Here is a 23,890-nt window from a genome sequence, read left to right as displayed (position 1 = left end):
ATCATTTCCGCGGCGAAGCCTCCCCTGATGCGAGCCGTCAGGCCCAGATTGACAGGGAGCTACGCCGGCTTTGCACCGGCACCGACGTTGCGTTGGCGCGTCTCCTGAAGCGCTATGCCAAGAACGCTAAAGTGCAGGGAGCGTTGGCAGATTACGAGCGAAATATAGAAGGAAACTGAAGTCCCGGTGATGTCACGGTAACGGCTTGTGAGGATGGGCTGCATAGACGGATGATCGGCTATTGTTTCGTCGCTGTGACGGCGATCTTAACCTCGATGATCTTGGAGACCCATTCCGCAGCCGGATCGGAGAACATGCCGAGATCCAGCGCGGCGCGCTCCAGCTTGACATTGCCTTCCACTGCTGCCTTGTCGCCCTGCATCTTGTAGGTAAAGGGCAGGGTGATGGGAACGGTCACCTTCTTGATGGTTAGGCTACCCGCTGCTTCATAGCGGTCGCCGCCGAGTGATCTGAAGCTTTTCGTCTCGAAGCGGGCCTCTGGGAAGCGCGCGGTGTTGAGCCATTCGCCGTTTTTCAACGAACTCTCCTGGGTGGCGTCGCCAGTCTTAGCGGAGACGGTGTCGATGACGATGACGGCTTTCGAGCCGGCCAGATCGGCGGGATCGAAGCGAATGTCGCCGGTCCACTCGTCGAAGCGCCCGCTGAACGGCTTGCCGGCATGGCTGCCGCTGAACGTGATGCCGGACGCGGCCTTGTCGACGGTCCAAGCCGTGGCATTGCCGCCTATGGCCGGCATGGCGGTCGTAGCGGCCGGAACCGGAACTGCCGCACGAGCGGCTGTTTCGGTCGCGGCCGGTGTAGGCTCGGCGTGTGGGCCTGGCAGATGCAGCCAGCCGCCGACGAGGCCGACTAGCAGGACCAAGGCTAAACCGGCGCTGTGGGGCAGCAGGACTTTTCCCGGTGGCGCATGCTGGCCCTCATGCTCCTTGCCGCGCAGGAAAGGGAGCATCTGTGCGAGAACTCCATCGCGGTCGATGACATGGTGTTTAAGAGCTGCAGCCATATGCAAACAGATGAGCACGGCGCCGCCATAGGCCATGTAGGCATGGGCACCCATCACGCCGAAGGCAAGCGCTCGCAGGCCCTCAAGACCAGGAAGGTCCGGAATCGTGAACAGGCCGAACCAGGAGGTCGCGACCAGCAGGGGGCGATCCGTGCCGATAGCCCAGCCGGCCGATATATAGACCCAGCCGGTCAATGGAATGGCGAGCAACAGGCCATAGAAGGCAACATGCGTGGCGCGGGCGAGGATACGCTCCCATCCTTTCATGCCGGCGGGCAGCGCTGGGACCGGATGCGCGAGACGCCAGACGATCCGCAGCAAGGTCAGCACGAGAATGGCGAAACCAATGGACTTATGCGCCTGAAACAATTGATAGGCGAGTTGTTGTGTGCCGGGCTTGCTGATTGCCCTGACCATCCACCAGCCCATCGGGATCATCGAGATTACCAGAAGCGCCGTCGCCCAATGAAGGATGATGGCAATCGCGCTGTAGCGCTTGATGGTTTTTGGGGCCGGGCGAACCTGGGCGCTCGAATGAATGTTCATTGCCATCCTATTTTAAGACATGACCCGTTGGCCTTGGGGAGCTTGAAGACGGGTAAACGGGAAATCGGCTTTAAAACCGTTGCAGTGATCGACAGTCGGCTGCGATACGAAATCGCATCGCAGCCTGCGGCTTCCCGCTTTTCAGGATATTCGTGAGACTTATTTGGCCGACGGATCCTGTATGAATTCGCCATCGAAGCGGATGGCGACGTCAGGGCCGACGAATCCCGTCGGCTGGCCGAATTCGGTGCGATTGAAGCTGCCTTCGGCTGCAAAGCCGACGGCCGGCACGCCTGCAAACGGGTGACTGTCGATCTCGCCGTTGAAGGTAGCTTTCAGGATCACGGGCTTGGTGACGCCAAGGAAGGTCAGATCGCCCGCGACATCGGCGGTGGTCGGGCCGGTGGATGTAACCTTCGTCGATTTGAACGTGATTTTCGGATGCGCGTCGCTGTTCAGCATTTTCGGATCACGGCTGATTTCCTCATCCCAGGTCTGATAGGGCGTGGAAGCGTGCGTCGCCTTGTAGTCGCCTGGGTAGCCCGTCACGACCGACGTCGCATCGATGCTCGCTTCGATCGAGGAATCTTCGATCTTGGTAGGATCGAGCTTCAATACGGCCTCGAGCTTGTTGAAGCGAACGGTATAATTCGAAATCTTATTGTGCTTCACGGACCACAGCAGGGCCGCATGCGTCGGGTCGAGCTTGTAGACCCCGGCGGGCACGGTAGCATTGGTTGCCGCCGCCGATTGTGCAAAGGAATAGGTTGGGATTGCGCTGAGCATCCCCAAGGCAATGAGAGCGGAAGAAATACGGTATTGGCTTATTTTCATATGTAGCAAGCTCTTTCTCTGTTGATGGGCATGGCGACTATTGGAAGGCAAAGCGTTCACTTGGAAATGAATTTAATGTTGAGGGGAAGCCTCTTGAAATCGCTGGTTGCCGGACCATGGTGTCGTTGTCAGCTTGCGCAAACTAGGGCAGGCATGCTGCAGAGCAAGGCTCGTCAGGAAAGGCTCCGGCTTTTCCGTCGTATTGCGGACTGCCGGTGCGCAGGTTGGATATTATCGCTGGAATCTTGCGTCCTTTTGTTTTGCATTTGTAAAAACGGAACCAAGTATGGTCCAAACGGGCGCCAAAATCCCTGCTTTTCCGGGAAAAACGGAATGTGTGTGGCCTGAAACGGAACGTAGCGTGGCCAGGATTTTACGCACAAAAAAACCGGGTCATCGACCCGGCTCGCGAAAATTGTAGGTTGATTCTCAGTAAGGCGGTTCAGAAACCAACGTCGGATGTTTCCAACGTGCGGTGTTTTCCGGAAACTTGAGCAGTTCGGTGTATCTCGGCTTGTGTCAGGGGTTCCCTATCACATTGACTAGTCGCGACAGGCTGTTCCGATAACCGCCCCCATAAGATTGATGGCGGGATGCGCGCCAACACCGGACATCACATCCGCCGATCCGCTTCGTGCTTGCCAGCCCTCAGTTTTGTTGCAGTATCATCCGTGTGCCTTCTTTTCTTCATGCTCCCACCTTGCCAAGTAGTGGCGACATTGAATTTCTGAAGGATTGAAAACTATGAATCAAACAGCTTCCAACGTGAAGTCACGGAATATTCTCGTGCTGGGTGCTGGAGAACTCGGCATGCCGGTCCTGCGCAATCTGGCCCGTCGCGCAAAGGACATTGACGGCGCAACGATAAGCGTCTTGTTGCGCGCCAGCGCCGTAGAGTCTGACTCACCAGCCAAGCAGCGCGACATTGCTGAAATTCGCGATTTGGGGATTGAGATAGTCGTGGGCGATTTGGTGAAGAGCTCAGTCGACGAGTTGGCATCTCTGTTCTCGCAGTATGACACCGTAATTGGCTGCACGGGATATGCGGCTGGGATCAATACTCCAATGAAGCTGGCAAAGGCCGCTTTGCAGTCAGGAATTCCGCGCTATTTCCCGTGGCAGTTCGGTGTTGATTTCGAAGCAATCGGTCGAGGTGGTCCGCAGGACATCTTCGACGCGCAGCTTGATGTGCGCGAACTGCTTCGCTCGCAGCAAAAGACCGAATGGGTCATCATCTCCACCGGCATGTTCATGAGCTACCTGTTCGAGCCGGAGTTTGGTGTCGTTGATCTGGAAAAGAGCGCGGTCAATGCTCTTGGCAGCTTCGATAACGCTGTCACGGTAACGACACCTGACGACATCGGCGTGCTCACCGCTGAAATCGTGTTCTACGAGCCGACCATCACCAACGAGATTGTCTTCCTAGCCGGAGATACCGTCACCTATGGCGAGCTTGCGGACAAGCTGGAGGCGGGATTAAACCGGCCCTTCAGCCGGTCCGAATGGACTGTTCCGGTCCTTATGGAGGAACTGGCAAACGATCCCCAAAACATGATGCGCAAGTACCGAGCGGCCTTCGGTATCGGACGAGGCATGGCATGGGACAAGGCCGGCACTTTCAACGTACGAGAAGGCATCAAGGTCACGGATGTTTCCGATTGGATCAACGCGAACCTGACGGCCAAGTAACGGGGCTTAAAGGTGCGGTGGGGGAGCGCGATAATCTCGCTTTCTTCCGTCAACATTTGGCACAACGCCCATCTCCAGCAGGGCAGCCCTTTTGCACTCAAATCAGGGAGCGACGGTCTATGTCAGGGCTGCCAACCCATCTGCCAGGACGGCTTCTCTGGCGGACGGAAATCAAAATCCTCACGGGACTTTCGAAACTGCTCCGAATTTGTCAATCGGCGTCGTAACGGGACCCCTTATCGGCTCCCAAAAGGAACGCCCGCCGAAGTCTTCCGCAAGAAACTGCTCGCTCAAATGCGACATGCGGGATAGCTTGAGACGATCCGCAAGTCGCGGTTCAGCATGAACTCACACCTCTATGTGACCCACGACCAGGAAGAAGCGTTGCGGTTATCCGATCGTATCGCCGTCTTCTCCAAAGGCATCATCGATCAGATCGGTACTGGACCCGAACTCTACGCCAATCCACGCACCCCGATCCCGCTGCGGACATTGGTCGGTCACCCATCGCTCACGATCATGCGACTTTCCCTCTTTGTATCGCTATTCGCGCCCCGGAAAATCAGGCGCTGATCAATCGCTCGGCGGTGAACTTATCGGTCACGAGCATGTCGATGACACCGATGCGAAGGGCTCCGGCGATAGCAGCCGTCTTCTTGGCACCGCCCGCCAAGGCTATGACGCGATCGATCCGATGCAAGTCTTCTATGGGCAAGCCTATCACGCGTTCATCGAGCGGCGTCTTCACCAGCCGGCCATCTTTATCGAAGAACCGAAGTGAAATGTCACCGACGGCGCCGGCCTCTGCCAAATCGGCTAGTTCGCGTGACGAAAATATATTTCCCGACCGTGCCAGCAATTCGGAGGGCTCCACCCCGCCGATGCCTACAATAGCAAGTGAGATGCTGCCGAAGAGATCCATGGTCTCGCGCACGAACGGATCCGCCTGCATGAGAAGTTTGGCTTCGCGCGAACTGGTGACCCCCTGCACAGGCAGGAGCTTCGGTTCCGCGCCGGTCAATCGGGCAAGCCGTGTCGTGAGCTGCGTGGCATGTGTCTGAACCGATGGATCGCCCATGCCACCGAGGGTCTGGACGACATATTTCGCCTGAGCGCTCTTTTGCGGGTGAATGTTTTCGACCATCCTGAAGATCGTCTGACTCCAGCTTGACACGCCGATGATCTCGCCAGGTGCCAGCGTCACCTCAAGCAGATGAGCAGCCGCTTCTCCGATGCGGGCCATAATGGCGCCGTCCCGATCTTCGGTGCATTCCACGACGATGGCCTCCGGCAGCTGGAATTTGTCTCGCAGTCCGGCCTCAAGTTCGCTGTAGGTGCCGATGGGCGGAATGACGCTGGTGCGAACGATATCTTCCGCTTCCGCCCGCTTCAGCATCCGCGACACCGTCGCCTGCGATAAGCGCAGGTGTTGGGCGATCTCCGCCTGTCGTCGCCCTTCGATGTGGTACATCTGGGCCACTCTTGAAATCAGGCGGAGTTCGTTAAGGCGGGACATGAGCAATTCCGGCTTGAATTTTTATTCACACTTAGCCGGTGTTGGCCGCAACGTCGAGCGGGCAAGTGCATCATTCCACGTATTCAGAAGTGTGGTTCGGTCGATCTTCTCGGGGCGGATGATGTCCGTGCTGCGAGGAAGCGCCTCGATCACCGTTAGATCCTTCCAGAGGCCGAGCGACAATCCGGCGAGATAGGCAGTTCCCAATGCCGAGGCTTCCGGCGCCTCGCACCGTAAGACGGCATGGTCGATGAGGTTCGATACGCATTGCATCAGGAACCGGTTCTGGCTAGGGCCGCCATCGACATAGAGAGCGCCGAGCGAGCCCCCGCTTTGCGCGCGCATGGCGGCAATCACGTCATGGGCCTGGCAGGCGATCGAATCGGTGACCGAACGTGCCATCTGGGCGCGTGTGGTGGAGAAGTTGATCTGGGAAAAGAGCGCGCGCGCGTCCGAGCTCCAGTAAGGGGCGCCGAGGCCGACAAAGGCGGGCACGAAGCCCGGCCCGCCCGGTTTTGCCGTGGCGGCCAGATCGACAAGAGCCGCCACATCGGCGAGGCCTAGAATATCCGCCATCCACGGAAGGCTTGCGGCGGAGACCAGGATATTGCCCTCGAAGGCAAAGGTTGGAACGCCGGCAATACGCCAGGCAACTGTCGTCGTGATGCCGTTGCGCGGCGCGATGAAGCGCGGCAATGTCGTCATGACGGAAGAGCCGGTTCCGAAGGTCACCTTCCCATCGCCGGGCTTGAAGGCGCCATGGCCAAAAAGGGCGGCATGGCTGTCGCCGATAGCGGCGCGTATCGGCGTGCCGTCCGGGATGCCGGGCAGCCCTCGCGTCGTGCCAAAATCGGCGGAACTGTCAAGCACCTCGGGAAGCCGGTCGATATCGACGCCGAAGATATGTCCGAGTTCTTCGCTCCAGGCCTGGGCCTGCAGGTCGAACAGCTGACTGCGCGCGGCATTGGAGGCATCGCAGACGTGACGACTGCCGCCGGTCAGGCAATGAATGAGCCAGCTGTCGATCGTGCCGAGGCGCACGCGGCGTCCGGCAGGTGCCCGATCAAGCAGCCAGCGGAACTTCGAGCCGGGAAACATCGGGTCGAGGGGCAGGCCGGTCAGAGCTTCGACGCGCGCAAGATGGCCTTCCGTGGTCAGGCGTTCGCAGTCCGGCGCGGTGCGTCGGCACTGCCAGCTCAGGACCGGGCCGAGCGCTTCGCCGGTTTCGGCGTCCCAGATCGTAACGGATTCGCGTTGATTGGAGATGGCCACGGCCTCGACCGTGACCTCGGCAGCCACCTTCAGACAGGCCTCGACCGCCTCGCAGACGGAGGCGAAGATTCTGCGTGGGTCCTGCTCCACCCAGCCAGGCCGCGGATAGGAAATGCCAACGGCGGCCGAGCCTCTGGCAAGAATTTCGCCCGCTTCTGAAACCAATACGGCCTTGGAATTGGTGGTGCCCTGGTCGATTGCCAGAATTGCCCGCATCATCGTCTCCTCACATATAGGGCCGGGGCGGATGCGCACCCCGACTTATACGATCTGCTACCAGATTATTTGCGCTTGAGTAGCGCGACTGCGGCATCAGCAATTGCTGTCGGCGCCATGCCGAATTCGTCGAGGAGGAATTCGGCCGAACCTGTCGGTGCGTAAATGCCGGGAACGCCAAGACGTTTCATCGGCACAGGTGCGTTGTCGACCACCACTTCGGCGACCGCCGAGCCGAGGCCGCCGAAGATCGAATGTTCTTCTGCCGTTACGATCGCGCCCGTCTCGTTGGCCGCAGCGATAATGGCGGCCTCATCGATCGGGCGGACAGTTGCCATATTCAGGACGCGCGCCTTGATTCCGCGCTCGGCGAGGATCTCGGCTGCCTTGACCATCCGGTGGGTCAGCGTGCCGTTGGCGATGAGGGTGATGTCGGAACCTTCGCGCAACAGATTAGCCTTGCCGACCTCGAATTTATGGTTCTCGGGAAGCAGATCCGGAACGCCGACGCGCGACAGGCGCAGGAAGCAAGGGCCATCATAGCCCGCCGCCCATTCGACGGCGGCGGCCGTTTCAATCCGGTCGCAAGGAGCGATCACGGGCAGATTCGGCAGGACGCGCGTCCAGGCGAAATCCTCAATCGAGTGATGGGTCGGGCCGAGTTCGCCATACGCCATGCCGGATGAAATGCCGACGAGCTTGACGTTGGCATTGGAGTAGGAGATGTCGGCCTTGATCTGCTCGAGCGAGCGGCCGGTCAGAAACGGTGAGGCGCCGCAGACATAAGGCAGGCGTCCGCCATTGGCGAGACCGGCGCCGACGCCGACCATGTTCTGCTCGGCAATCCCGACATTGACGAGGCGTTCGGGAAACTTCGACTTGAAGCCACCAAGCTTGGAGGATCCCACCGAGTCATTGCAAACAGCGACGATCGTCTCATTTTCGACCGCCAGACGTTCGAGCGTCGCGGCAAAAGCGTCGCGGCAGTCGTGGAGCTTCGGTGCGTTTGTGGGCGCGTTCATTATAGGGCCTCCGACAATTCTGCCAACGCGATTTCATACTGTTCCTTGCTCGGAACCTTGTGATGCCAATCGACCCGATCCTGCATGAAGGAGATGCCGTGGCCCTTGTTGGTGCGCGCGACGATGCAATGGGGGCGTGTCGTACGCTTCTCGAGCGCTGGAACGATTTCGGACATGGCATTGCCGTTGATCTCGCTGACCTCCCAGCCGAAGGCCTCCAGCTTGGGACGAAGAGGAGCGATATCGTTCGTATCGGCTAGGGATGCGCCTTGCTGGAAGCGATTGTGGTCGACGATGAGCGTAAGGTTGTCGAGGCCGAACTGGGCGGCGGCCATGATCGCCTCCCAATTGGAGCCTTCCTGCATCTCGCCGTCGCCGGTGATGACGTAGGTATGGTACTGAGCGCCGGACAGCTTTGCGGCTTTTGCCATGCCAACAGCAACGGGCAATCCATGCCCGAGGGGGCCAGTGTTGGTCTCCACTCCCGGAACCTTATTGCAGTTCGGGTGTCCGTTCAGCCGGGAATGGGGCTTCAGGAAGGTTGAGATTTCCTCCTCCGGAAGGAACCCGCGTTTCGCCAGCACGACATAGAGCGCGCAGGCCGTATGACCTTTGGAAAGAACGAAGCGGTCTCGGTTCGGGTTCTTTGGGTGATCAGGGAAGACGCGCAGTACCCGGAAATACAGGGCAGCAAGCAGGTCGATGACGGACATCTCCCCACCTATATGGCCGGCACCGGCCTCATACACGGCCCGTAGGTCCCGTAAGCGGATCTGGCGAGCGATGCGCTCAAGGTCCGAAATCTCCATCATCTTCCTCACTATGAATAATTATTCACTATTAGATATTTTTACACAGGCGCAGCGATAGTCAAGCCCCATGGTCACTTTCACTTGTGCAGTATTGTCAAATGAGCCGGGTTGACAGTCATTCGCCGGCTTGTTACGAATTTTATAGCAGGGATGAATATTTATTCTTAATTGAACAAATATCACCTCGGACGTCAAGATTGCAGGAGGAACGATGGTGGCGGTAGATATTCAGAGTGAGAGTCGGCCGTCTGGGACGTGGCGCAGCAAGCTGACGGGAGCGACTGGCCCGCTGATCGGGCTCGTCCTACTTTGCCTTTTCCTGACCTTCAGTACGGATGCTTTCCTCTCGGTCCGCAATGGCCTGAACATCCTCGATCAGATCACGGTGCTTGGAATTATGGCGGTCGGCATGACCTTCGTCATCTTGATCGGCGGCATCGATCTCTCGGTCGGCTCGGTTCTGGCTCTCGCGATGATGGTTATGGGCTGGACGGCTAACGTCGCCGGTCTGCCACTCGGCCTCAGCATCGTGGTGGCGCTCATTGCCTCTATGATCAGTGGCCTGATCGTCGGCATCATGGTCACCTGGTTCAGGGTCCCTGCCTTTATCGCGACGCTCGCGATGATGTCGGCCGCGCGCGGCGTGGCGAACATGATCACCGACGGTCAGCAGATCGTCGGCTTCCCCGACTGGTTCATGATGCTGGCCATTGACCGTCATTTCGGCATCCTGACCGCAACCGTCTTCCTGATGCTCGCAGTCGTCGCAGCTGCCTGGACTTTCCTGCACTTCCGCGCAGAAGGCCGCATGCTCTATGCGGTCGGCGGCAATCCCGAAGTCGCGCGCCTTGCCGGTATCAACGTCCAGCTTGTGACTATTCTTGTCTACGTGGCGAGTGCCGTCCTTGCAGGTCTTGCCGGCATCGTTCTTGCCGCCCGCCTCGACTCGGTTCAGCCGTCCAGCGGCTTTGGCTATGAGCTAGACACGATCGCGGCCGTGGTCATCGGCGGAACGTCTCTGTCGGGAGGCGCAGGCGGCATTGGTGGGACGCTGATCGGCGTCCTCATCATCGGCGTTCTGCGCAACGGCCTCAACCTGCTCAACGTCTCGCCCTTCCTGCAGCAGGTCATCATCGGTGTCGTCATCGTTCTCGCTGTCGGCGCGGAGACGATCCGCAAGCGGCGTGCTGCATGATCTTTCGGCTCGCAGATCATGCGGGCCACCAGAAATTCCTCTCCGAAAGGTTTGGAGCGGATCTATTGCCCGAGGGGGAGGATAACCCACGGGTTCATTAACAACGGAGGAACTGACATGAAATTTGCGCGCACTCTGCTCGCGTCTGCTGCCCTGCTTGGCCTCAGCCTCGGATCCGTTCATGCGGCCGAAGTCAAGAAGCTCGGCCTTGCTGTGGCCAACCTGCAGGCAAACTTCTTCAACCAGATCAAGCAGTCCGTCGAAGCTGAAGCCAAGAAGCGCGGCATCGAGGTTGTCACCGTCGATGCCAAGGGCGATGGTCCGACCCAGATCAATCAGGTCCAAGACCTTCTGACGCAGAATATCGACGCCCTGATCTACATTCCGGCGGGTGCAGCTGCAGCAACCGTTCCTGTCAAACTCGCCCAAAAGGCCGGCATTCCTGTTGTCAACGTCGATCGCAATGCCGATGGGGCTCCGGGCGATACGTTTCTTGCGACCGACTCCGTCAAATCGGCCAAGGCGGTTTGCGATTACCTTCTGAAGGAAGCCGGTGGCAAGGGTAAGATGGTCATCATCCATGGTCAGAAGGGCACGACGCCCGAGCTTGACCGCACCAAGGGTTGCCAGGAGTCGCTGAAGGCCTATCCGGACGTCAAGGTCGTCGCCGAGCAGTATTCTAACATGTGGAGCCAGGACGAGGGCTTCCAGATCATGCAGAACATGCTGCAGTCGAATTCGGATGTCTCGATCGTCTTTGCTCAGGCAGATGGACTGGCGCTCGGTGCGGCCCAGGCGATCAAAGTCGCCAACCCATCGCAAAAGATTGTGGTCGGTGGTTTTGATGGCGACACCGCCGCGCTCGAGGCCCTCGGCAAAGGTGTGTTCAACGTGACCGCGACACAGCAGACGCAGAAGATGGGCCGCGATGCGGTGGAGAACGCGGTCAAGCTCGCTGCCAAGGAAAAGGTGCCGCCGGTGCAGCTGATGGATGCCACGCTGACGACCAAGGAAAACGTGGCGGGCTTCATCGCCAACCACCCGTAATCAGTCGAAATCGTTAGGAGGTGTGTTGTGACCGAGCCGGTTCTTTCCCTAAGGGGTATATCCAAGCGCTACGGACCGCTCCAGGTTCTCAAGAATGTGGACCTCGACGTCTATCCCGGCGAAGTGGTTGCCCTTCTCGGCGAAAACGGCGCCGGCAAGTCGACGCTGTCAGGTATCATCGCGGGGTCACGCACCCCTTCCGAAGGTTTGATGACATGGCTGGGGCAGCCTTATGCCCCGGCCGCACCGCGTGAGGCGATCGACAAGGGTGTCGTCCTGATCCACCAGGAACTGCAGCTTCTGCCGCATCTTTCGATCGCCGAAAATGTCTTCATCGGCCGCTGGCCGATGAAGAACGGCGTGGTCGACCGCGCGCAGATGGTCCGCCGCGCCCAGGAGCAATTGGCTCGACTGAACCTCCATATTCCAGCGACACGGAAAGTCGCCGGCCTGTCGACCGCAAACCAGCAGCTCATAGAGATCGCAAAGGCGCTGGCGCTCAATGCAAAGCTCCTGATCCTCGATGAGCCGACCGCGGCATTAGGCGGCGCGGAAACCGAAGCCCTCTTCGAACAGGTTCGCAAGCTTCGTTCCGAGGGCGTCGGCATCATCTATATTTCCCACCGCATGGAAGAGATCAAGCAGATCACGGACCGCATCGTGGTGCTGCGTGATGGGGAACGGGTCCACGAGTTCGCGGACAGCTCGACGCCGGTTCGCACGATTGTCGAAAGCATGGTCGGCCGTTCACTCGATCGCCTGTTTCCGGCGCTGCCGGAGCCAACCAGCCGCCCGGTTCTTCAGGTATCCGGTCTTTCATCTCCGGAAAATGCATTCCGCGATGTCACCTTTGACGTGCACGCAGGCGAGATCCTCGGCATTGCCGGTCTTGTCGGTGCGGGCCGCACCGAATTGGTGCGCGCGATTTCAGGCGCCGACCCGATCAGCGGCGGCGCTGTCAGCCTCGACGGCGAGACATTGAGGCTGCGCAGTCCCGCCGACGCGATTGCCAAGGGAATCGTGATGGTGCCTGAGGACCGCAAGGAGCAAGGTCTCGTCGTGGCACACAAGATCAGCGAAAACATTATCTATGCCAATCTCGATAAGCTCGGCGGCCGATGGATAACAGCGGGCATGAAGCGTGTCTTCGCCGAGAAGGCGGTGGCGAAGTTCGGCGTAAAAGGGCGTGCGGAGCAACTCGCGTCGGATCTGTCCGGCGGTAACCAGCAGAAGGTCGTAATCGCCAAATGGCTGATGCGCAATCCCAAGGTCGTGGTGCTCGATGAGCCGACGCGCGGCATCGATGTCGGAGCGCGTGCCGGCATCTACGATATCATCGTCAACCTCGCCAAGCAGGGTGTTGCGGTCATCGTCGTCAGCTCGGATCTGGAGGAGGTTCTCGGCGTCTCAAACCGCATTCTCGTGCTGGCGCAGGGCAAGCAAGCAGGCATTCTCAAGCGTGACGAGGCCAATGATGTCTCGGTCATGGAACTGGCGACAATCTAGGCAAAGACAGAAAGGAAGAGCGGTGTCCGACATCTCTCTGAATGCACCGAAATTATTTGATCTCAGCGGCCAGGTTGCGATTGTAACCGGCGCCGGCAGCGGCATCGGGCAAAGGATCGCGATCGGTCTTGCCCAGTGCGGCGCGGACGTAGCGCTTCTGGATCGCCGCACCGATGACAGTCTTGCCAAGACCGCGCACCATATTCAGGCCGCCGGGCGCCGTTCGATCGAAATTGCAGCAGATGTTACCAGCAAGGGGTCCATGGCTGAAGCGGTCGCGCGTACCGAGGCCGATCTTGGTGCGCTCTCGCTGGCCGTGAATGCAGCCGGCATTGCGAATGCCAACCCTGCCGAGGACATGGAAGAGGATCAGTATCAGACGCTGATGGATATCAACCTCAAGGGCATCTTTCTGTCCTGCCAGGCCGAAGCGCGCGCCATGTTGAGGAACGGCCGCGGTTCGATCGTCAATATCGCATCCATGTCCGGCGTCATCGTCAATCGGGGTCTAAGCCAGGCGCATTACAATGCGTCGAAAGCCGGTGTGATCCATATGTCGAAATCTTTCGCCATGGAATGGGTTGGCCGCGGCATCCGCGTCAACACGATCTCGCCAGGCTATACGGCAACACCAATGAATACGCGCCCGGAAATGGTGCATCAGACCAAGCTCTTCGAAGAGCAGACGCCGATGCAGCGTATGGCCAATGTTGACGAGATGGTCGGTCCGGCCGTCTTTCTGCTATCGAATGCCGCAAGCTTCGTGACGGGCGTTGATCTGCTCGTCGATGGCGGCTTCTGCTGCTGGTGATGCCATGCGCAAGCTGATCGCTGGAAACTGGAAAATGAACGGTTTCGTCTCCTCCCAGGCTGAGATCGAGGCGCTGAAGGGACTGACGGGCAGTGCGGCGTGCGACATCGTCGTCTGCCCGCCCTTCACGCTGATCGACCGCGCCGTGGAGCGGGCTAGAGAATCGCATCTCGTCATCGGCGCGCAGGATTGCCATGCCCAGGCGTGCGGCGCCCACACCGGCGATGTGTCCGCGGAAATGCTGGCGGACGCCGGTGTTCGCTACATCATCCTTGGGCATTCGGAGCGGCGCATGTCGTACGGAGAGGATAATGACATCGTTCTTGCAAAGGCAATTGCCGCTCATCGCGCGGGTTTGATCGCGATTATCTGCGTGGGTGAGACGCGGCATGAGCGCGACGAAGGACGGGCGATCGAAGTCGTCGGCGATCAGTTGAGCGGGTCCATTCCTCAGGGCGCAAACAGCGCCAATCTCGTGATCGCCTATGAGCCTGTTTGGGCAATCGGGACAGGCCTGGTGCCGACCTCCGAGCAAATTGAGGAGGTCCATTCAGCGATCCGGCGCTTGCTGGAAGAACGGATGGGCCGGGATGGAAGCTTGGTCAAAATCCTCTATGGCGGCTCGGTCAAGGCGTCGAATGCGCCGGCAATCTTCGGCCTGAGTAACGTGAACGGGGCACTCGTCGGCGGCGCCTCTTTGAAGGCATCGGAATTTGCCGGGATCATTTCTGCAGCAGGTTGAGCGAGAAGGCTCAGATGCCGTCGGCGTGCCGATGGCGCCTTGAAAGGAAAAAAATGCAACGCTTTGAGAAGAAGACCGTGGTCATAACGGGTGCCAGCCGCGGCATCGGTGCGGCCATCGCCAAGCGCTTCGCGCGCGAAGGCGCCAATCTCGTGGTCTCAGCCAACGAAGAAAGCGTCCATGGTGTGGCCGAACAGATCAAGGTTGACGGCGGGAAGTCCGTCTCTTTCGTCGGTGACGTTACCGACAAGGCAAGTGTCAAGGCGCTTTATGATGCCGCCGAACAGGCCTTCGGTAGCGTCGACGTCTCGATACAGAATGCAGGTGTCATCACCATTGCTCGCATCGAGGAGATGAGCGAGAGCGAGTGGGACAAGGTCATGGCGGTGAATACAAAGGGCGTCTTTCTCTGCGCCCAGGAAGCAATTGCCCGCATGCGCAAGCATGGCCGCGGCGGCCGTATCATCAACACGGCTTCCGGCCAGGCGCGAGACGGCTTCATCTACACGCCGCATTATGCGGCATCCAAGATGGGGGTCGTGGGCATCACGCAAAGCCTCGCCAAGGAAGTCGCCATCGAGAATATCACCGTCAATGCGTTTTGCCCCGGGATCATCGAGACCGACATGTGGGCCTACAACGACCAGGCTTGGGGCAAGCTGCTCGGCAATTACGGCCCGGGTGAACTGATGAGGGAATGGGTCGATGGCATCCCGATGAAGCGAGCGGGCTCCGGCGAGGATGTCGCCGGCCTTGTCACCTTTCTTGCAAGCGACGACGCTGCCTATATCACCGGCCAGACCATCAATGTCGATGGCGGCTTGATCATGTCGTAAAAACGAGCCGAACAGACTGTTCAGCGTTTCAAGTGATTGAAATGCGGCCGAATGCTGAAACCCCTCTTGCGATTCCGGCTGCCGATCGCCTATGTTTCAGATGTTCTCAGGGCGGGGTGTAATTCCCCACCGGCGGTATCGAGGAAACTCGGAGCCCGCGAGCGCCTCCGTCGAAGCGGAGGGTCAGCAGATCCGGTGAGATGCCGGAGCCGACGGTCATAGTCCGGATGGAAGAGAGCAATGTTGCAACGCCATGCTTCGTGGCGTGTTCGCATCCTTGTTCGCCCAAGGGAAAACGGTGGCTGAGAAATCGGCCATGGATGCCGCCGAAGCGGCGAACCCTTGAAAGGCAGAAGACATGGCAATTGCCAAAATTGAAGATGCAATTGAAGCGATAGCGCGCGGAGATATTGTCGTTGTTGTCGACGACCGCGACCGTGAGAATGAAGGCGATCTGGTCATCGCTTCCGACGCGATCAGCGCCAAGGCCATCGCATTCATGATGAACCATGCGCGTGGATTGATCTGTGTCGCGATGAAGGGAGAGCGCCTCGATGAGCTCGATATCCCGCTTATGGTTCCCCGCAATACCGAAATGCTGAAGACCGCCTTCACTGTCTCGGTTGACTATATTCCGGAAACCACAACGGGCATTTCTGCCGCCGACCGTGCAGCCACCGTCCGCGCTCTCGTCACGCCGGGAACAAAGCCTGACGATTTTGCTCGTCCCGGCCACATCTTCCCGCTGCGCGCCCATCCTGAAGGTGTGCTCGGCCGGCCGGGTCACACGGAAGCAGCCGTCGATCTCGCACGACTTGCAGGACTGACCGCGTCCGGCGTGATCTGCGAGGTTGCCAATGACGATGGCACCATGGCCCGTCTTCCCGAGCTGGAAGCTTTCGCCGAGCGACATGGCCTTCATCTCATTACGATCGAAGATCTTATTTCCTATCAGCGGCTGGCACCGACGATCAAGGCAGCTTAAGTCGCTCTTTTGACCACGACAGCTCCGCGGAAACCAAATTTGCCAATCGCGTCATCGCGATTGGTCGGCTCCGGCTGATCATTCAAATTCGCAGGGGAAGAACTTCAAATACCGGTAGCGGCGTTGTCACGTTGTTTGAAAGGTGGCCGCTTGACATATCGGTCCTGATCAACCGCTCTCCACAACCAGCTTTTCTGACCGTTGATGCGTGCCACGACCTCAGCGAGGTGCCAGACATCGCCTTTCGTGGGCGCCTTGTGGCGTATGCGGCGCGCATAATCAGGGCCGAGCTTTCGGCACCATCGGGGGATCGTCTCGTAGGAAACGGCGATCCCGCGATCGAACAGCATTTCCTCAACATCGCGCAGGCTCAGATTGAAGCGGAAGTAGAGCCAAACAGCACGGGCTACGATTTCGATCGGGCAGCGGTGGTTCCTGGAGGTCGGTTCACTCACGGTCATGGGCGCGCTGCTACCTCAATTTCCTTCCCGCTCAATCACGTGCAGCCCCTCAATGGCCGTGCCCGTAACAGTCGTGCCATTGCTTGGATTTGTGCCGGTTTCATAATGGAGAACGAAATCATGCTAGCTTACCTCTTCTATCTTCCGCGACCAGAAGGTGCGCGTTGCACTGAAGCGCAACTGAGTATGAAATTTGAGCAATATCGGAAGAGTGCAGGCGAGCTTGCGAGGTGGATAGAGTCAATTTCGGTGGTATCTCGGGCGAGGTGTGAGAAGGCTTTCTGATCTGAATTGCCGATTAAGCTTTTGAATTATTTTAATAAAATCTAATTATGGTTCGCCACGTTTTCTGGGATGCCCTCCGCTCGGAGGATACGGATGGGTAGTGACGGCATGTAGCCGCGAGCAGGTGACGGACCACCAAGTACGGTCGCAAGCACCCCCGGCATCGCCGTCAGCCAAGCCGCGCCAATGGCCGTTGCCTCACCTGGCGTCACTGTTTGCCGAGCACTTCGTCCTCATAAAGCTGATCCATGCTGAGGGACGCGACCTCGGCAAATGCCGTCTGGTTGCGGACGCGGCCGCCGCTGAGGATGACAACGTCGTCGCAGAAGGAGATCGTGCTGCGATGATGGCTGATCACGATCGTCGTGCGACGACCGGCTCGCAATTTCAGCGTCTCGACAATGGCAGCTTCCGACAATCCATCCATGGCGTTGGTCGCTTCGTCCAGAATGAGAATATCGGGATCGCGAACGAGCGCCCTTGCGAGAGCTATTCGCTGGCGCTGTCCGGCCGAAAGGCTCGCGCCCCTGTAGCCGACGAGTGTTGCGTATCCGTCAGGCAGTTTTTCGATGAATTCATGCGCTTCGGCAAGTCTGGCGGCCTCTTCCGCCTCAGCGTGCGAGGTATGCTGCCCATAGGCGATGTTTTCGAAAATGGTGCCGTCGACCAGTTCCAGGTCCTGGCTGGCAAGCGCGAGCCGGTTTCGCCATTGCGTGGGATCGATGCGGCTGAGCGGCAATCCATCGATCAGGATCTCGCCTTCGTCAGGTTCGACAAAACGGCAAAGGAGGTTCACGATCGTCGTCTTTCCCGCTCCCGATCGGCCGATCAGGGCAGTGGAGCGACCATGGCCAATTTCGAAACTGGTGGATCGCAGCACCACCGGACGTGCGGCGGAGCCAGGATATCGAAAGCTCACCTTGTCGAATTTTATCTCGCGGTTCAGTCGGGGAGCTGGCAGATCTCCCGCCGGCGGGGGTGGCTTGCCGGAGGCATCCAGCAGCCAGCGGACTTCCTCCAGCGAACCGCTCCAGCCTTGCACCTGGCTCCATGCCTGCTGCAGAGCGCGCACATGCGGCTGCAGCCTGTAGAGCAAGACGACGAAGGCGACGATGATGGGAAAACTGACGTCAAACGACCAGGCGCTGACGACGACCGCGAGGAAAAGTGCGGAATGCAGCACCTCCGTCAGCGGCGGCAGCGCGCCTTGGCGAGTCTGCAGAATAAAGCCCGCCTTTCTCACCGCATTCGATGCGCCGTCGAACACGGCCTTTTCGCGCTTCTCCTGGCCGAAAATCCGGATCAGCCGTCCGGCATGAACGAGATGCAGCATTCTGCCGGCAAGTTCATTGTTAGAGGAAGTGACCGTGCGGCTCGGCATCTTCAGGCCGGCGGAGAGGCCGGCATGCGCGGCCTGGACGAGGATGAGGCCGAGCGCGACGCAAAGCGTCATCTGCCAGGACAGCAGCAGCAGAAAGTCAAGAAGAATGACAGTCGCCGATGCATTGACCATCGCCCCAAGCACCGTCTGTATGGCATCCGATGCCCGCCAGGATTCGTTGGAGATGATGTTGAGCAGCCGGCCTGGGCTTTGCTGCAGGAAGAAAGGATATCCGATCTTCAGGAGCCGATCGGCAAGCGCGCTGCGGATCGCGTGGCCGGCCTTGCCGTGTATGAAGTTGGTCAGTGCCGTATTGGCGAAGGCGAGGATGTTCTTGAGCGTGATCAGCGCCAGAATGCAGGCGGCAATCACCATCATCCGCTGTCGGTCGTCCAGACCGGATCCGACTTGCTGGAAGAGAGCGGAAAACCCGCTCAGCCCAGTCGAAGCCTTTTCGCCTCCGATGATGCTGAGCATCGGAATGATGAGGCCGATGCCGGTGCCTTCGAGTACGGCGCTGATCAGGCCGAGAATGACGACGACAGGCATGAGCCGGATCTGTCGGCCAAGCGCCTGCCGTAGGAGCTGCAAACCTGGCAGGAGGAGTTTCAGCATGGCGGATCTCTCCTCAATGAGCGGGTCGTCTGCTTGATCCGGTTCAGTTCCGGCCGAGGGCGGCTCGTTATGGCACATCGCGCGAATTCGAGTGCGCCCAGCACATTCATGAATATGATTGGCCAATGAGACAAGGAGACTTCTGGATCGAAGCGCGGCCCGCCCCACAATTCCTTCCAGGCCGAGCGGAAAGTCCAGCAGAAATGACGCAGCAGCCACGGCGCGCCGGACAGGTGCTTCAGACAGAGCGCGCCATTTCCAAGACTGTAGCTGCGATGAAGCCGTTCGATCGCCTCGCGTTGGCTGCGGCCGTGATAATGCAGCACGTTCATGTCGGGAACATATTCGATCGGAATACCAAGCTGAAAGGCGCGGACGAGATAGTCGGTATCTTCGGCCGATTGCAGAACGCTGCCGGCGCCGAAGCGCTCGTCGAAGCGGCCGACGCGCCGGGCGACTTCGCGGTGCATCGTCATGTTGCAGCCAAGTATGAAGCCGCCCGGGTGGACATCCGGCGTAAAGCGGGCCGGCTCCGGCGATCGCTTGATCGTAAACGGCAGATCGAGCGCATTGCCGAGTTCGACACGACCGCCCCGGATGACCAAGCGTTCTCCGCCTGCGTAGTGCCGCTCCAGATCCCGCAGGTAGTGCAAGTCCACTTCGCAATCGTCATCGATGAAGATCAGGATGCGCCCGCGAGACCGCTCCATCCCTGCATTGCGGGCGGCGGCCAAGCCGCAGCGGCGTTCCACCACCGGTATGATCGCAATGCTGGAGGAGGAGGCGATGCGGGCGAGCCGCTCGGCGGTATCGTCGGTCGAGCCGTTGTCGACCACCACCACCTCGCTTGCCATCGAGGCGTGCGCGCGACTGGCTGCCTCGATCGATCGGATGCAGGCCTCAAGCGCCTCGGCGCGGTTGCGGGTGCAGACGATGAAGCTCGCCGTCGGCACTCGGCCGATGGACAGGCGAGGAGGCCTTGTGGCAAGCTGCGCCTGCGCTTGCGGGATGTCGGAATCCGCGCCAGCCATATCAGGCAAGTCCTTGCTGCGGCAGCACGCTTCCTGCCGGCACCGATTGCCGATATCTTGCCAGGGCGTCGAGGCGCAGGCTCGCATCGCTCCAAAGGCGGCTGCACCAGGGCGCATAGGTGGCGACGCGAAGCCCATACCGTTCGCGACGCCGTATCGTGTGCCATTTGCCTGTCTTTGTCAGGAACTGATGCGTCAATGCGGGCTGCTTCTCGTCCGCGATCAGCTGATAGAGGAAATAGAAGAAGCACATCAGCCCTTCCTCATAGCTTGCGGAGGCCCGCAGGCCGCGTGCGGCGATCCTTTCTTCGATGGAGAGGAGACAGTCGGCGGCACGGGCAACCGTGTCCTTCGTCACCGCCATACCGATATCGTGCAGGGCATAGGGATCATCGATCAACGATACCCGTTGGAGATTTTCTGCCGCGATCTTCAGATGCGTGAAGCGCATCGGTCGCTTATGTTTGTTGGTGACGCTCTCGTCGTGAACGCGATAGGCAACGAGGCTTTCGTCGATCATCGCAGCGGGGAATTCTCGGGTGATCCGCCGGAACAGATCGAAATCCTCGGCATGCACATAGCTTGTATCGTAGGTCAGCATGTCAGCCGGAATGACCCTGCGGTTATACATCACGGTCGAATGCATGAAGACGGTGTAAAACATCGATAGAACATGCCAGTCGGCCGACTGATGGATCGGATTGGGCGCGCCGCGTACAACGCGATTGCCGATGAGCCGGTCGATGCCGGTGCCGCTGATCGCAAGCTCTGGCCGCTCACGAAACAGGGTGATCTGGCGTGAAAAGCGTATGGGATAGGCGATGTCGTCGGCATCCATCCGGGCGATGAAATCGCCTTTCGCCATGGTCATGCCCTCGTTGAGCGTCGCAATGAGGCCGCGGTTTTCACGCGAGACGATACGCAGGCGATCGTCCGCTGCCCGATACCGTTGCAGGATATTCAGCGACCGGTCGGTGGAGCCATCGTCGATGGCAATGACATCGAGGTGTTTGTGATCCTGTCGCAGGATGCTCTCGATCGCTGCGGCGAGATAAGGTTCGCCGTTATAGACGGGCAGCAGGACGGAAACCAGTGGGACGGTCATTCTTCAGCTCCCGCGCTATTGCAGATCAGAGGCTTGAACGGCTTCGCCGGGATCATGAGTATCGCGGCGAGAGAGTGTTGTTTCGTATATTTTCGCACCACGCCGCGGTTCCCATGGCTCGCCAGCTGCAGCCACCGGCAAATTGTCGCGGGCGACATAGGGAAAGTGGCGCTTGAAGCCGTTCAACGGCTTTTCAAAAAGGCGCCATGAGATGGCAGCCACCGCCAGTGTCGCGGCACTTCCGATGATCAGGCGGCCGAAACCCTGTTGTGAGACGTTGACGGGAATCCAGGCTTGGGCCCTGACGATCAGAGAAAGGATGATCGGATGGAAGAGGTAGATGCCGTAGCTGATCCGTCCGGTTGCTGCCATCGGCGCGGATTCGAGCAGCTGGCCAAAAGCCGATCGAAAGCCCAAGGAAGCGGCCCCGACCAACATGACAAGCGGCACGAGCGGAAAGACCTCCGAGCCGATCCAGATGAACCAGTCTAGAGCAGGCGTTATAGGATCGGGTCTCAGCCATAGTGCCACGCTGGCGGCAGCCACCAACGGCATCCAGCTCAGCCGCATCCATTGCGGCCAGGCCTGTGTTCTTTCGCGATAGGTAGCGAGCAGGGCGCCGCATGCGAGCGCATCCATAGAGCCCGAGGGGAGCAGGTCGCGCACCAGCGAGGGCGTCCCCGTTAGTGGCCAGCAGAGGCGATAGGCGAGCGAGCAGGCAATGACGGCTAGACAGATGCCCCCGATCATTCGCCGCGGCGTCAGTAGGATTGCCAGCGGCCAGACGATATAGAACTGTTCCTCGATGCTGAGGCTCCAGGTATGGCACAGAACCCAAGGCGTCCATTCGCCGCGCAGGGCATACCAGTAGTTTGCCAGGTAGAGCGCATGCCATTTCAGACTGCCAGTGCCGCGAACACCTTCGAGATTGACGAGCCACACCAGCGCCAGAACTGCGAAATAGGGTGGAAATATGCGCAGCGCCCGGCGGATATAGAATGCCTTCAAGGCGGTGGCCGGCTGGTAGCGGGCATCTGCCCGTGCCTCCAACAACAGGCGCGTAATCAGGAAGCCGCTGAGTACGAAGAAGAGACGAACGCCCAGATGACCCCAGATGGAACCGTCGGCCGCAAAAAAATGTGCGTAGAGCACCATGGCAACGGCAATGGTTCTTAGGCCATCCAGTTGGCGATCGCGCATATTCGACATAGACACCCCCGGCTTTTCAGCCTTTTTCGAACCCTCTCATTACGGCGCCAGCACCCCGCTATTCCGCTGCTGTTCTTCTTTCCGGCCCCGTCGCACCATCAACTTGCCAAGCGACCTATCGAGGCTTCCGGATCGATTCCGGCCAAACTTGGGCAGTTCTAGGCTGATAAGGCAGTGGTCGATCACGTGTTTGAAACAATCGGCCATGTTTCTCGAAATACTGAACTATGGCCGCTTCGAGGGGTGCAAAATTTGTCATTCATCAGGCAAGGCCGGCCTGGATCGCGGAGAGCCGATCAGGGGCCGTAAACGTAATCTTGGGCGGGACTTCGGTTGGTCAACCCTATGCTTACACTATGCAATTAGCGAAAGATTCCGGACCCTTCAGACATCCATGCACTGCGGTATTGCGTACATTTTTCGCTTTTGCTTCGTTCTTTTCTATTTTTGGTAGATGAGTTTATTTGTGCATCTTATGCGGTGTTTCGATCGCACGAACGCTTGTTGCATTGCTGGATCATGAAAGTGCACGGAACTGATGATGGCCGCCCGCGCTGGACGGGTGCGCGTTCTTGCGAAGAGGCGGGCGGGGTATGTCCGACAGCCGTTGTGAGTTCATCCGTGCTGCTTCATGGGCGTTGGTTCTAACCCTATCAGCTGCTAGAGTACGATGGATCGCGTCGACTTCCTGGGGATGAGTGTCGGGGCCGACACCCGAATGCGATCATCCGGCGGTATAGCCTCGCCTCCCAACAAATCAAGCGCATTTGCAGCAATCTGCTCGAAGGGCACCCGCAAGGTGGTCAGCGGCGTGGAAAGATGGCTGACGATCGGAATATCGTTGTAGCCGACCAGCGAGACGTCGCCTGGCACCGACAGACCCATACGCATCAGGCCCGATAATGCGCCGATGGCTGTGTTGTCGTTTACCGCAAATATTGCCGTCGGCGCCTGCGGCAAGTGCATGATTTTCTCGGCGGCTTCCGCTCCGGATTCAATTCCGAAGGTCGACGAGACGATCAGGGATGGATCGATCGCCAGTCCCATTTCAGTCATGGCCTGGCGATAGCCTTCCACACGGGTTCGCGCGCTGGAGGCATAAGATGGACCCGCAATGACTGCGATCCTCCGATGACCAAGATCGAGCAGGTGCCGCGTGGCGAGATATCCCCCAAGCCGGTCGTCGCCGATCGACGAAAGACTATGGCCATCGGTTCTAAGTGCCAAAACCGTCGGCACCCCCCTTGCGGCCAATATGTCGGGAAAGTCATCGTCGTCGCGCGCCGTCGATAAAATGAGCCCATCGACGCCGCGCTTCAGAAGTGACTCCGCAGCGAGGCGATCTGCCTTCGCTTTGTCGTCCGTAGTCGCGACGATGGCGAACCGCCCGGTCCTGCTGCAGGCTTTTGCAAGGGATTCGTAGAGCATCGCCATAACGGTGTCCGTGAGCCTCGGTACGATGATACCGACCGTCATGGTGTTGCCGCGGCGAAGACTGGCTGCAGAAACATCTCTGACGTAACCGAGTTCCTCGGCGATCTTTCTGACGCGCCTGGCTGTTTCGCTGTCCGAGCGCGGCAGGCGCTCATCCAAAATTCGCGACACTGTCGACTTCGAAACGCCGGCCGCCGCCGCGACGTCGAGAATCGTTATGCGCGACTGGCGAGCGTTGTCTTCCACTATTGAATTCATTCGGAATTTCCGTGCCGGCGAGTCTGATCTGCGTATGGATCTGATGATGCCTGAAAAA

19 protein-coding genes, 2 pseudogenes and 1 riboswitch are annotated in these 23,890 nt (G+C 59.1%); of the genes and pseudogenes, 9 read left to right on the top strand and 12 right to left on the bottom strand.

Going from position 1 to position 23,890, the window contains the following annotated elements; translation table 11 throughout:
- Nucleotides 1-238: 238 nt before the first annotated feature.
- Both RTCIAT899_RS28445 and RTCIAT899_RS28440 read right to left on the bottom strand, forming a co-directional pair.
- Complete coding sequence (locus tag RTCIAT899_RS28445) at nt 239-1,570, bottom strand: YceI family protein (protein WP_015343298.1); 1,332 nt, start codon at nt 1,568-1,570, stop codon at nt 239-241.
- Between the two features lie 159 nt (nt 1,571-1,729).
- Complete coding sequence (locus RTCIAT899_RS28440) at nt 1,730-2,404, bottom strand: YceI family protein (RefSeq protein WP_015343297.1); 675 nt, start codon at nt 2,402-2,404, stop codon at nt 1,730-1,732.
- 744 nt (nt 2,405-3,148) lie between these two features.
- Here RTCIAT899_RS28440 and RTCIAT899_RS28435 point away from each other — a divergent pair.
- Both RTCIAT899_RS28435 and RTCIAT899_RS32930 read left to right on the top strand, forming a co-directional pair.
- Nucleotides 3,149-4,093 (top strand): aromatic alcohol reductase, encoded by a 945-nt coding sequence (locus RTCIAT899_RS28435; protein WP_015343296.1) that lies wholly within the window; start codon nt 3,149-3,151, stop codon nt 4,091-4,093.
- A gap of 354 nt (nt 4,094-4,447) precedes the next feature.
- Nucleotides 4,448-4,567, top strand: a pseudogene (locus RTCIAT899_RS32930) (spermidine/putrescine import ATP-binding protein PotA); the annotation flags it as partial.
- A gap of 88 nt (nt 4,568-4,655) precedes the next feature.
- Here the strand turns inward: RTCIAT899_RS32930 and RTCIAT899_RS28425 are convergent.
- From RTCIAT899_RS28425 to RTCIAT899_RS28410, 4 genes are all read right to left on the bottom strand, one after another.
- The gene (locus tag RTCIAT899_RS28425) at nt 4,656-5,609 is read right to left on the bottom strand and encodes a sugar-binding transcriptional regulator (protein ID WP_015343293.1); all 954 of its coding nucleotides are present in this window, start codon (nt 5,607-5,609) and stop codon (nt 4,656-4,658) included.
- Nucleotides 5,610-5,630: 21 nt separating this feature from the next.
- On the bottom strand, nt 5,631-7,097 hold the full coding sequence (locus RTCIAT899_RS28420) for an FGGY family carbohydrate kinase (RefSeq protein WP_015343292.1): 1,467 nt from the start codon (nt 7,095-7,097) through the stop codon (nt 5,631-5,633).
- A 65-nt stretch (nt 7,098-7,162) separates the two neighbouring features.
- Nucleotides 7,163-8,119 carry a transketolase family protein gene (locus tag RTCIAT899_RS28415; protein ID WP_015343291.1) on the bottom strand — a complete coding sequence of 319 codons (957 nt, stop codon included), beginning with the start codon at nt 8,117-8,119 and terminating at the stop codon, nt 7,163-7,165.
- Nucleotides 8,119-8,928 (bottom strand): transketolase, encoded by an 810-nt coding sequence (locus RTCIAT899_RS28410; protein WP_041678229.1) that lies wholly within the window; start codon nt 8,926-8,928, stop codon nt 8,119-8,121. The genes RTCIAT899_RS28415 and RTCIAT899_RS28410 overlap by 1 nt, the downstream gene beginning before the upstream one ends.
- A 214-nt stretch (nt 8,929-9,142) precedes the next feature.
- On the opposite strand from RTCIAT899_RS28410, the gene RTCIAT899_RS28405 reads away from it, so the two are divergent.
- The 7 genes from RTCIAT899_RS28405 to ribB all read left to right on the top strand — a co-directional run bounded on the left by RTCIAT899_RS28405 (nt 9,143) and on the right by ribB (nt 16,053).
- Nucleotides 9,143-10,126, top strand: coding sequence for an ABC transporter permease (locus tag RTCIAT899_RS28405; RefSeq protein ID WP_015343289.1), 984 nt, complete (start codon nt 9,143-9,145; stop codon nt 10,124-10,126).
- A 117-nt stretch (nt 10,127-10,243) separates the two neighbouring features.
- On the top strand, nt 10,244-11,173 hold the full coding sequence (locus RTCIAT899_RS28400) for a sugar ABC transporter substrate-binding protein (protein WP_015343288.1): 930 nt from the start codon (nt 10,244-10,246) through the stop codon (nt 11,171-11,173).
- A 27-nt stretch (nt 11,174-11,200) separates the two neighbouring features.
- On the top strand, nt 11,201-12,679 hold the full coding sequence (locus RTCIAT899_RS28395) for a sugar ABC transporter ATP-binding protein (RefSeq protein WP_015343287.1): 1,479 nt from the start codon (nt 11,201-11,203) through the stop codon (nt 12,677-12,679).
- A 22-nt stretch (nt 12,680-12,701) separates the two neighbouring features.
- Nucleotides 12,702-13,490, top strand: coding sequence for an SDR family oxidoreductase (locus RTCIAT899_RS28390; protein WP_041678228.1), 789 nt, complete (start codon nt 12,702-12,704; stop codon nt 13,488-13,490).
- Nucleotides 13,491-13,494: 4 nt separating this feature from the next.
- Nucleotides 13,495-14,232, top strand: a complete 738-nt coding sequence (gene tpiA / locus RTCIAT899_RS28385) for a triose-phosphate isomerase (RefSeq protein ID WP_041678451.1) — start codon at nt 13,495-13,497, stop codon at nt 14,230-14,232.
- Nucleotides 14,233-14,285: 53 nt separating this feature from the next.
- Nucleotides 14,286-15,068, top strand: coding sequence for a glucose 1-dehydrogenase (locus tag RTCIAT899_RS28380; protein ID WP_015343284.1), 783 nt, complete (start codon nt 14,286-14,288; stop codon nt 15,066-15,068).
- A gap of 98 nt (nt 15,069-15,166) precedes the next feature.
- A riboswitch (FMN riboswitch) is annotated at nt 15,167-15,311 on the top strand.
- Nucleotides 15,312-15,426: 115 nt separating this feature from the next.
- Nucleotides 15,427-16,053: a 3,4-dihydroxy-2-butanone-4-phosphate synthase gene (ribB, locus tag RTCIAT899_RS28375; RefSeq protein ID WP_015343283.1), complete on the top strand. Its 627-nt coding sequence runs from the start codon at nt 15,427-15,429 to the stop codon at nt 16,051-16,053.
- A gap of 152 nt (nt 16,054-16,205) precedes the next feature.
- Here ribB and RTCIAT899_RS28370 read toward each other — a convergent pair.
- From RTCIAT899_RS28370 to RTCIAT899_RS28345, 6 genes and pseudogenes are all read right to left on the bottom strand, one after another.
- Nucleotides 16,206-16,514 (bottom strand): annotated as a pseudogene (locus tag RTCIAT899_RS28370) (IS6 family transposase); the annotation flags it as partial.
- A 493-nt stretch (nt 16,515-17,007) separates the two neighbouring features.
- Nucleotides 17,008-18,795, bottom strand: coding sequence for an ABC transporter ATP-binding protein (locus RTCIAT899_RS28365; protein ID WP_015343281.1), 1,788 nt, complete (start codon nt 18,793-18,795; stop codon nt 17,008-17,010).
- Nucleotides 18,789-19,826, bottom strand: coding sequence for a glycosyltransferase family 2 protein (locus RTCIAT899_RS28360; RefSeq protein ID WP_015343280.1), 1,038 nt, complete (start codon nt 19,824-19,826; stop codon nt 18,789-18,791). Before RTCIAT899_RS28360 ends, RTCIAT899_RS28365 begins: the two co-directional genes overlap by 7 nt.
- 1 nt (nt 19,827) lies before the next feature.
- Entirely contained in the window at nt 19,828-20,931 is a 1,104-nt protein-coding gene (locus RTCIAT899_RS28355; protein WP_015343279.1) for a glycosyltransferase family 2 protein, read from the bottom strand.
- Nucleotides 20,932-20,946: 15 nt separating this feature from the next.
- Nucleotides 20,947-22,140: an acyltransferase family protein gene (locus tag RTCIAT899_RS28350; protein ID WP_015343278.1), complete on the bottom strand. Its 1,194-nt coding sequence runs from the start codon at nt 22,138-22,140 to the stop codon at nt 20,947-20,949.
- Between the two features lie 660 nt (nt 22,141-22,800).
- The gene (locus RTCIAT899_RS28345) at nt 22,801-23,832 is read right to left on the bottom strand and encodes a LacI family DNA-binding transcriptional regulator (RefSeq protein WP_015343277.1); all 1,032 of its coding nucleotides are present in this window, start codon (nt 23,830-23,832) and stop codon (nt 22,801-22,803) included.
- Nucleotides 23,833-23,890: the final 58 nt, after the last annotated feature.

The organism is Rhizobium tropici CIAT 899 (assembly GCF_000330885.1).
Classification (GTDB): Bacteria; Pseudomonadota; Alphaproteobacteria; order Rhizobiales; family Rhizobiaceae; genus Rhizobium; species Rhizobium tropici.
Note: the sequence above shows the minus strand (reverse complement) of the source record. Positions and strands in the feature narration are given on the sequence as shown.

Coding starts and splice junctions, on each gene's coding strand:
- RTCIAT899_RS28445 (WP_015343298.1), bottom strand. CDS start 1,570: ATGAACATTCATTCGAGCGCCCAGGTTCGCCCGGCCCCAAAAACCATC.
- RTCIAT899_RS28440 (WP_015343297.1), bottom strand. CDS start 2,404: ATGAAAATAAGCCAATACCGTATTTCTTCCGCTCTCATTGCCTTGGGG.
- RTCIAT899_RS28435 (WP_015343296.1), top strand. CDS start 3,149: ATGAATCAAACAGCTTCCAACGTGAAGTCACGGAATATTCTCGTGCTG.
- RTCIAT899_RS28425 (WP_015343293.1), bottom strand. CDS start 5,609: ATGTCCCGCCTTAACGAACTCCGCCTGATTTCAAGAGTGGCCCAGATG.
- RTCIAT899_RS28420 (WP_015343292.1), bottom strand. CDS start 7,097: ATGCGGGCAATTCTGGCAATCGACCAGGGCACCACCAATTCCAAGGCC.
- RTCIAT899_RS28415 (WP_015343291.1), bottom strand. CDS start 8,119: ATGAACGCGCCCACAAACGCACCGAAGCTCCACGACTGCCGCGACGCT.
- RTCIAT899_RS28410 (WP_041678229.1), bottom strand. CDS start 8,928: ATGGAGATTTCGGACCTTGAGCGCATCGCTCGCCAGATCCGCTTACGG.
- RTCIAT899_RS28405 (WP_015343289.1), top strand. CDS start 9,143: ATGGTGGCGGTAGATATTCAGAGTGAGAGTCGGCCGTCTGGGACGTGG.
- RTCIAT899_RS28400 (WP_015343288.1), top strand. CDS start 10,244: ATGAAATTTGCGCGCACTCTGCTCGCGTCTGCTGCCCTGCTTGGCCTC.
- tpiA (WP_041678451.1), top strand. CDS start 13,495: ATGCGCAAGCTGATCGCTGGAAACTGGAAAATGAACGGTTTCGTCTCC.
- RTCIAT899_RS28380 (WP_015343284.1), top strand. CDS start 14,286: ATGCAACGCTTTGAGAAGAAGACCGTGGTCATAACGGGTGCCAGCCGC.
- ribB (WP_015343283.1), top strand. CDS start 15,427: ATGGCAATTGCCAAAATTGAAGATGCAATTGAAGCGATAGCGCGCGGA.
- RTCIAT899_RS28365 (WP_015343281.1), bottom strand. CDS start 18,795: ATGCTGAAACTCCTCCTGCCAGGTTTGCAGCTCCTACGGCAGGCGCTT.
- RTCIAT899_RS28360 (WP_015343280.1), bottom strand. CDS start 19,826: ATGGCTGGCGCGGATTCCGACATCCCGCAAGCGCAGGCGCAGCTTGCC.
- RTCIAT899_RS28355 (WP_015343279.1), bottom strand. CDS start 20,931: ATGACCGTCCCACTGGTTTCCGTCCTGCTGCCCGTCTATAACGGCGAA.
- RTCIAT899_RS28350 (WP_015343278.1), bottom strand. CDS start 22,140: ATGTCGAATATGCGCGATCGCCAACTGGATGGCCTAAGAACCATTGCC.
- RTCIAT899_RS28345 (WP_015343277.1), bottom strand. CDS start 23,832: ATGAATTCAATAGTGGAAGACAACGCTCGCCAGTCGCGCATAACGATT.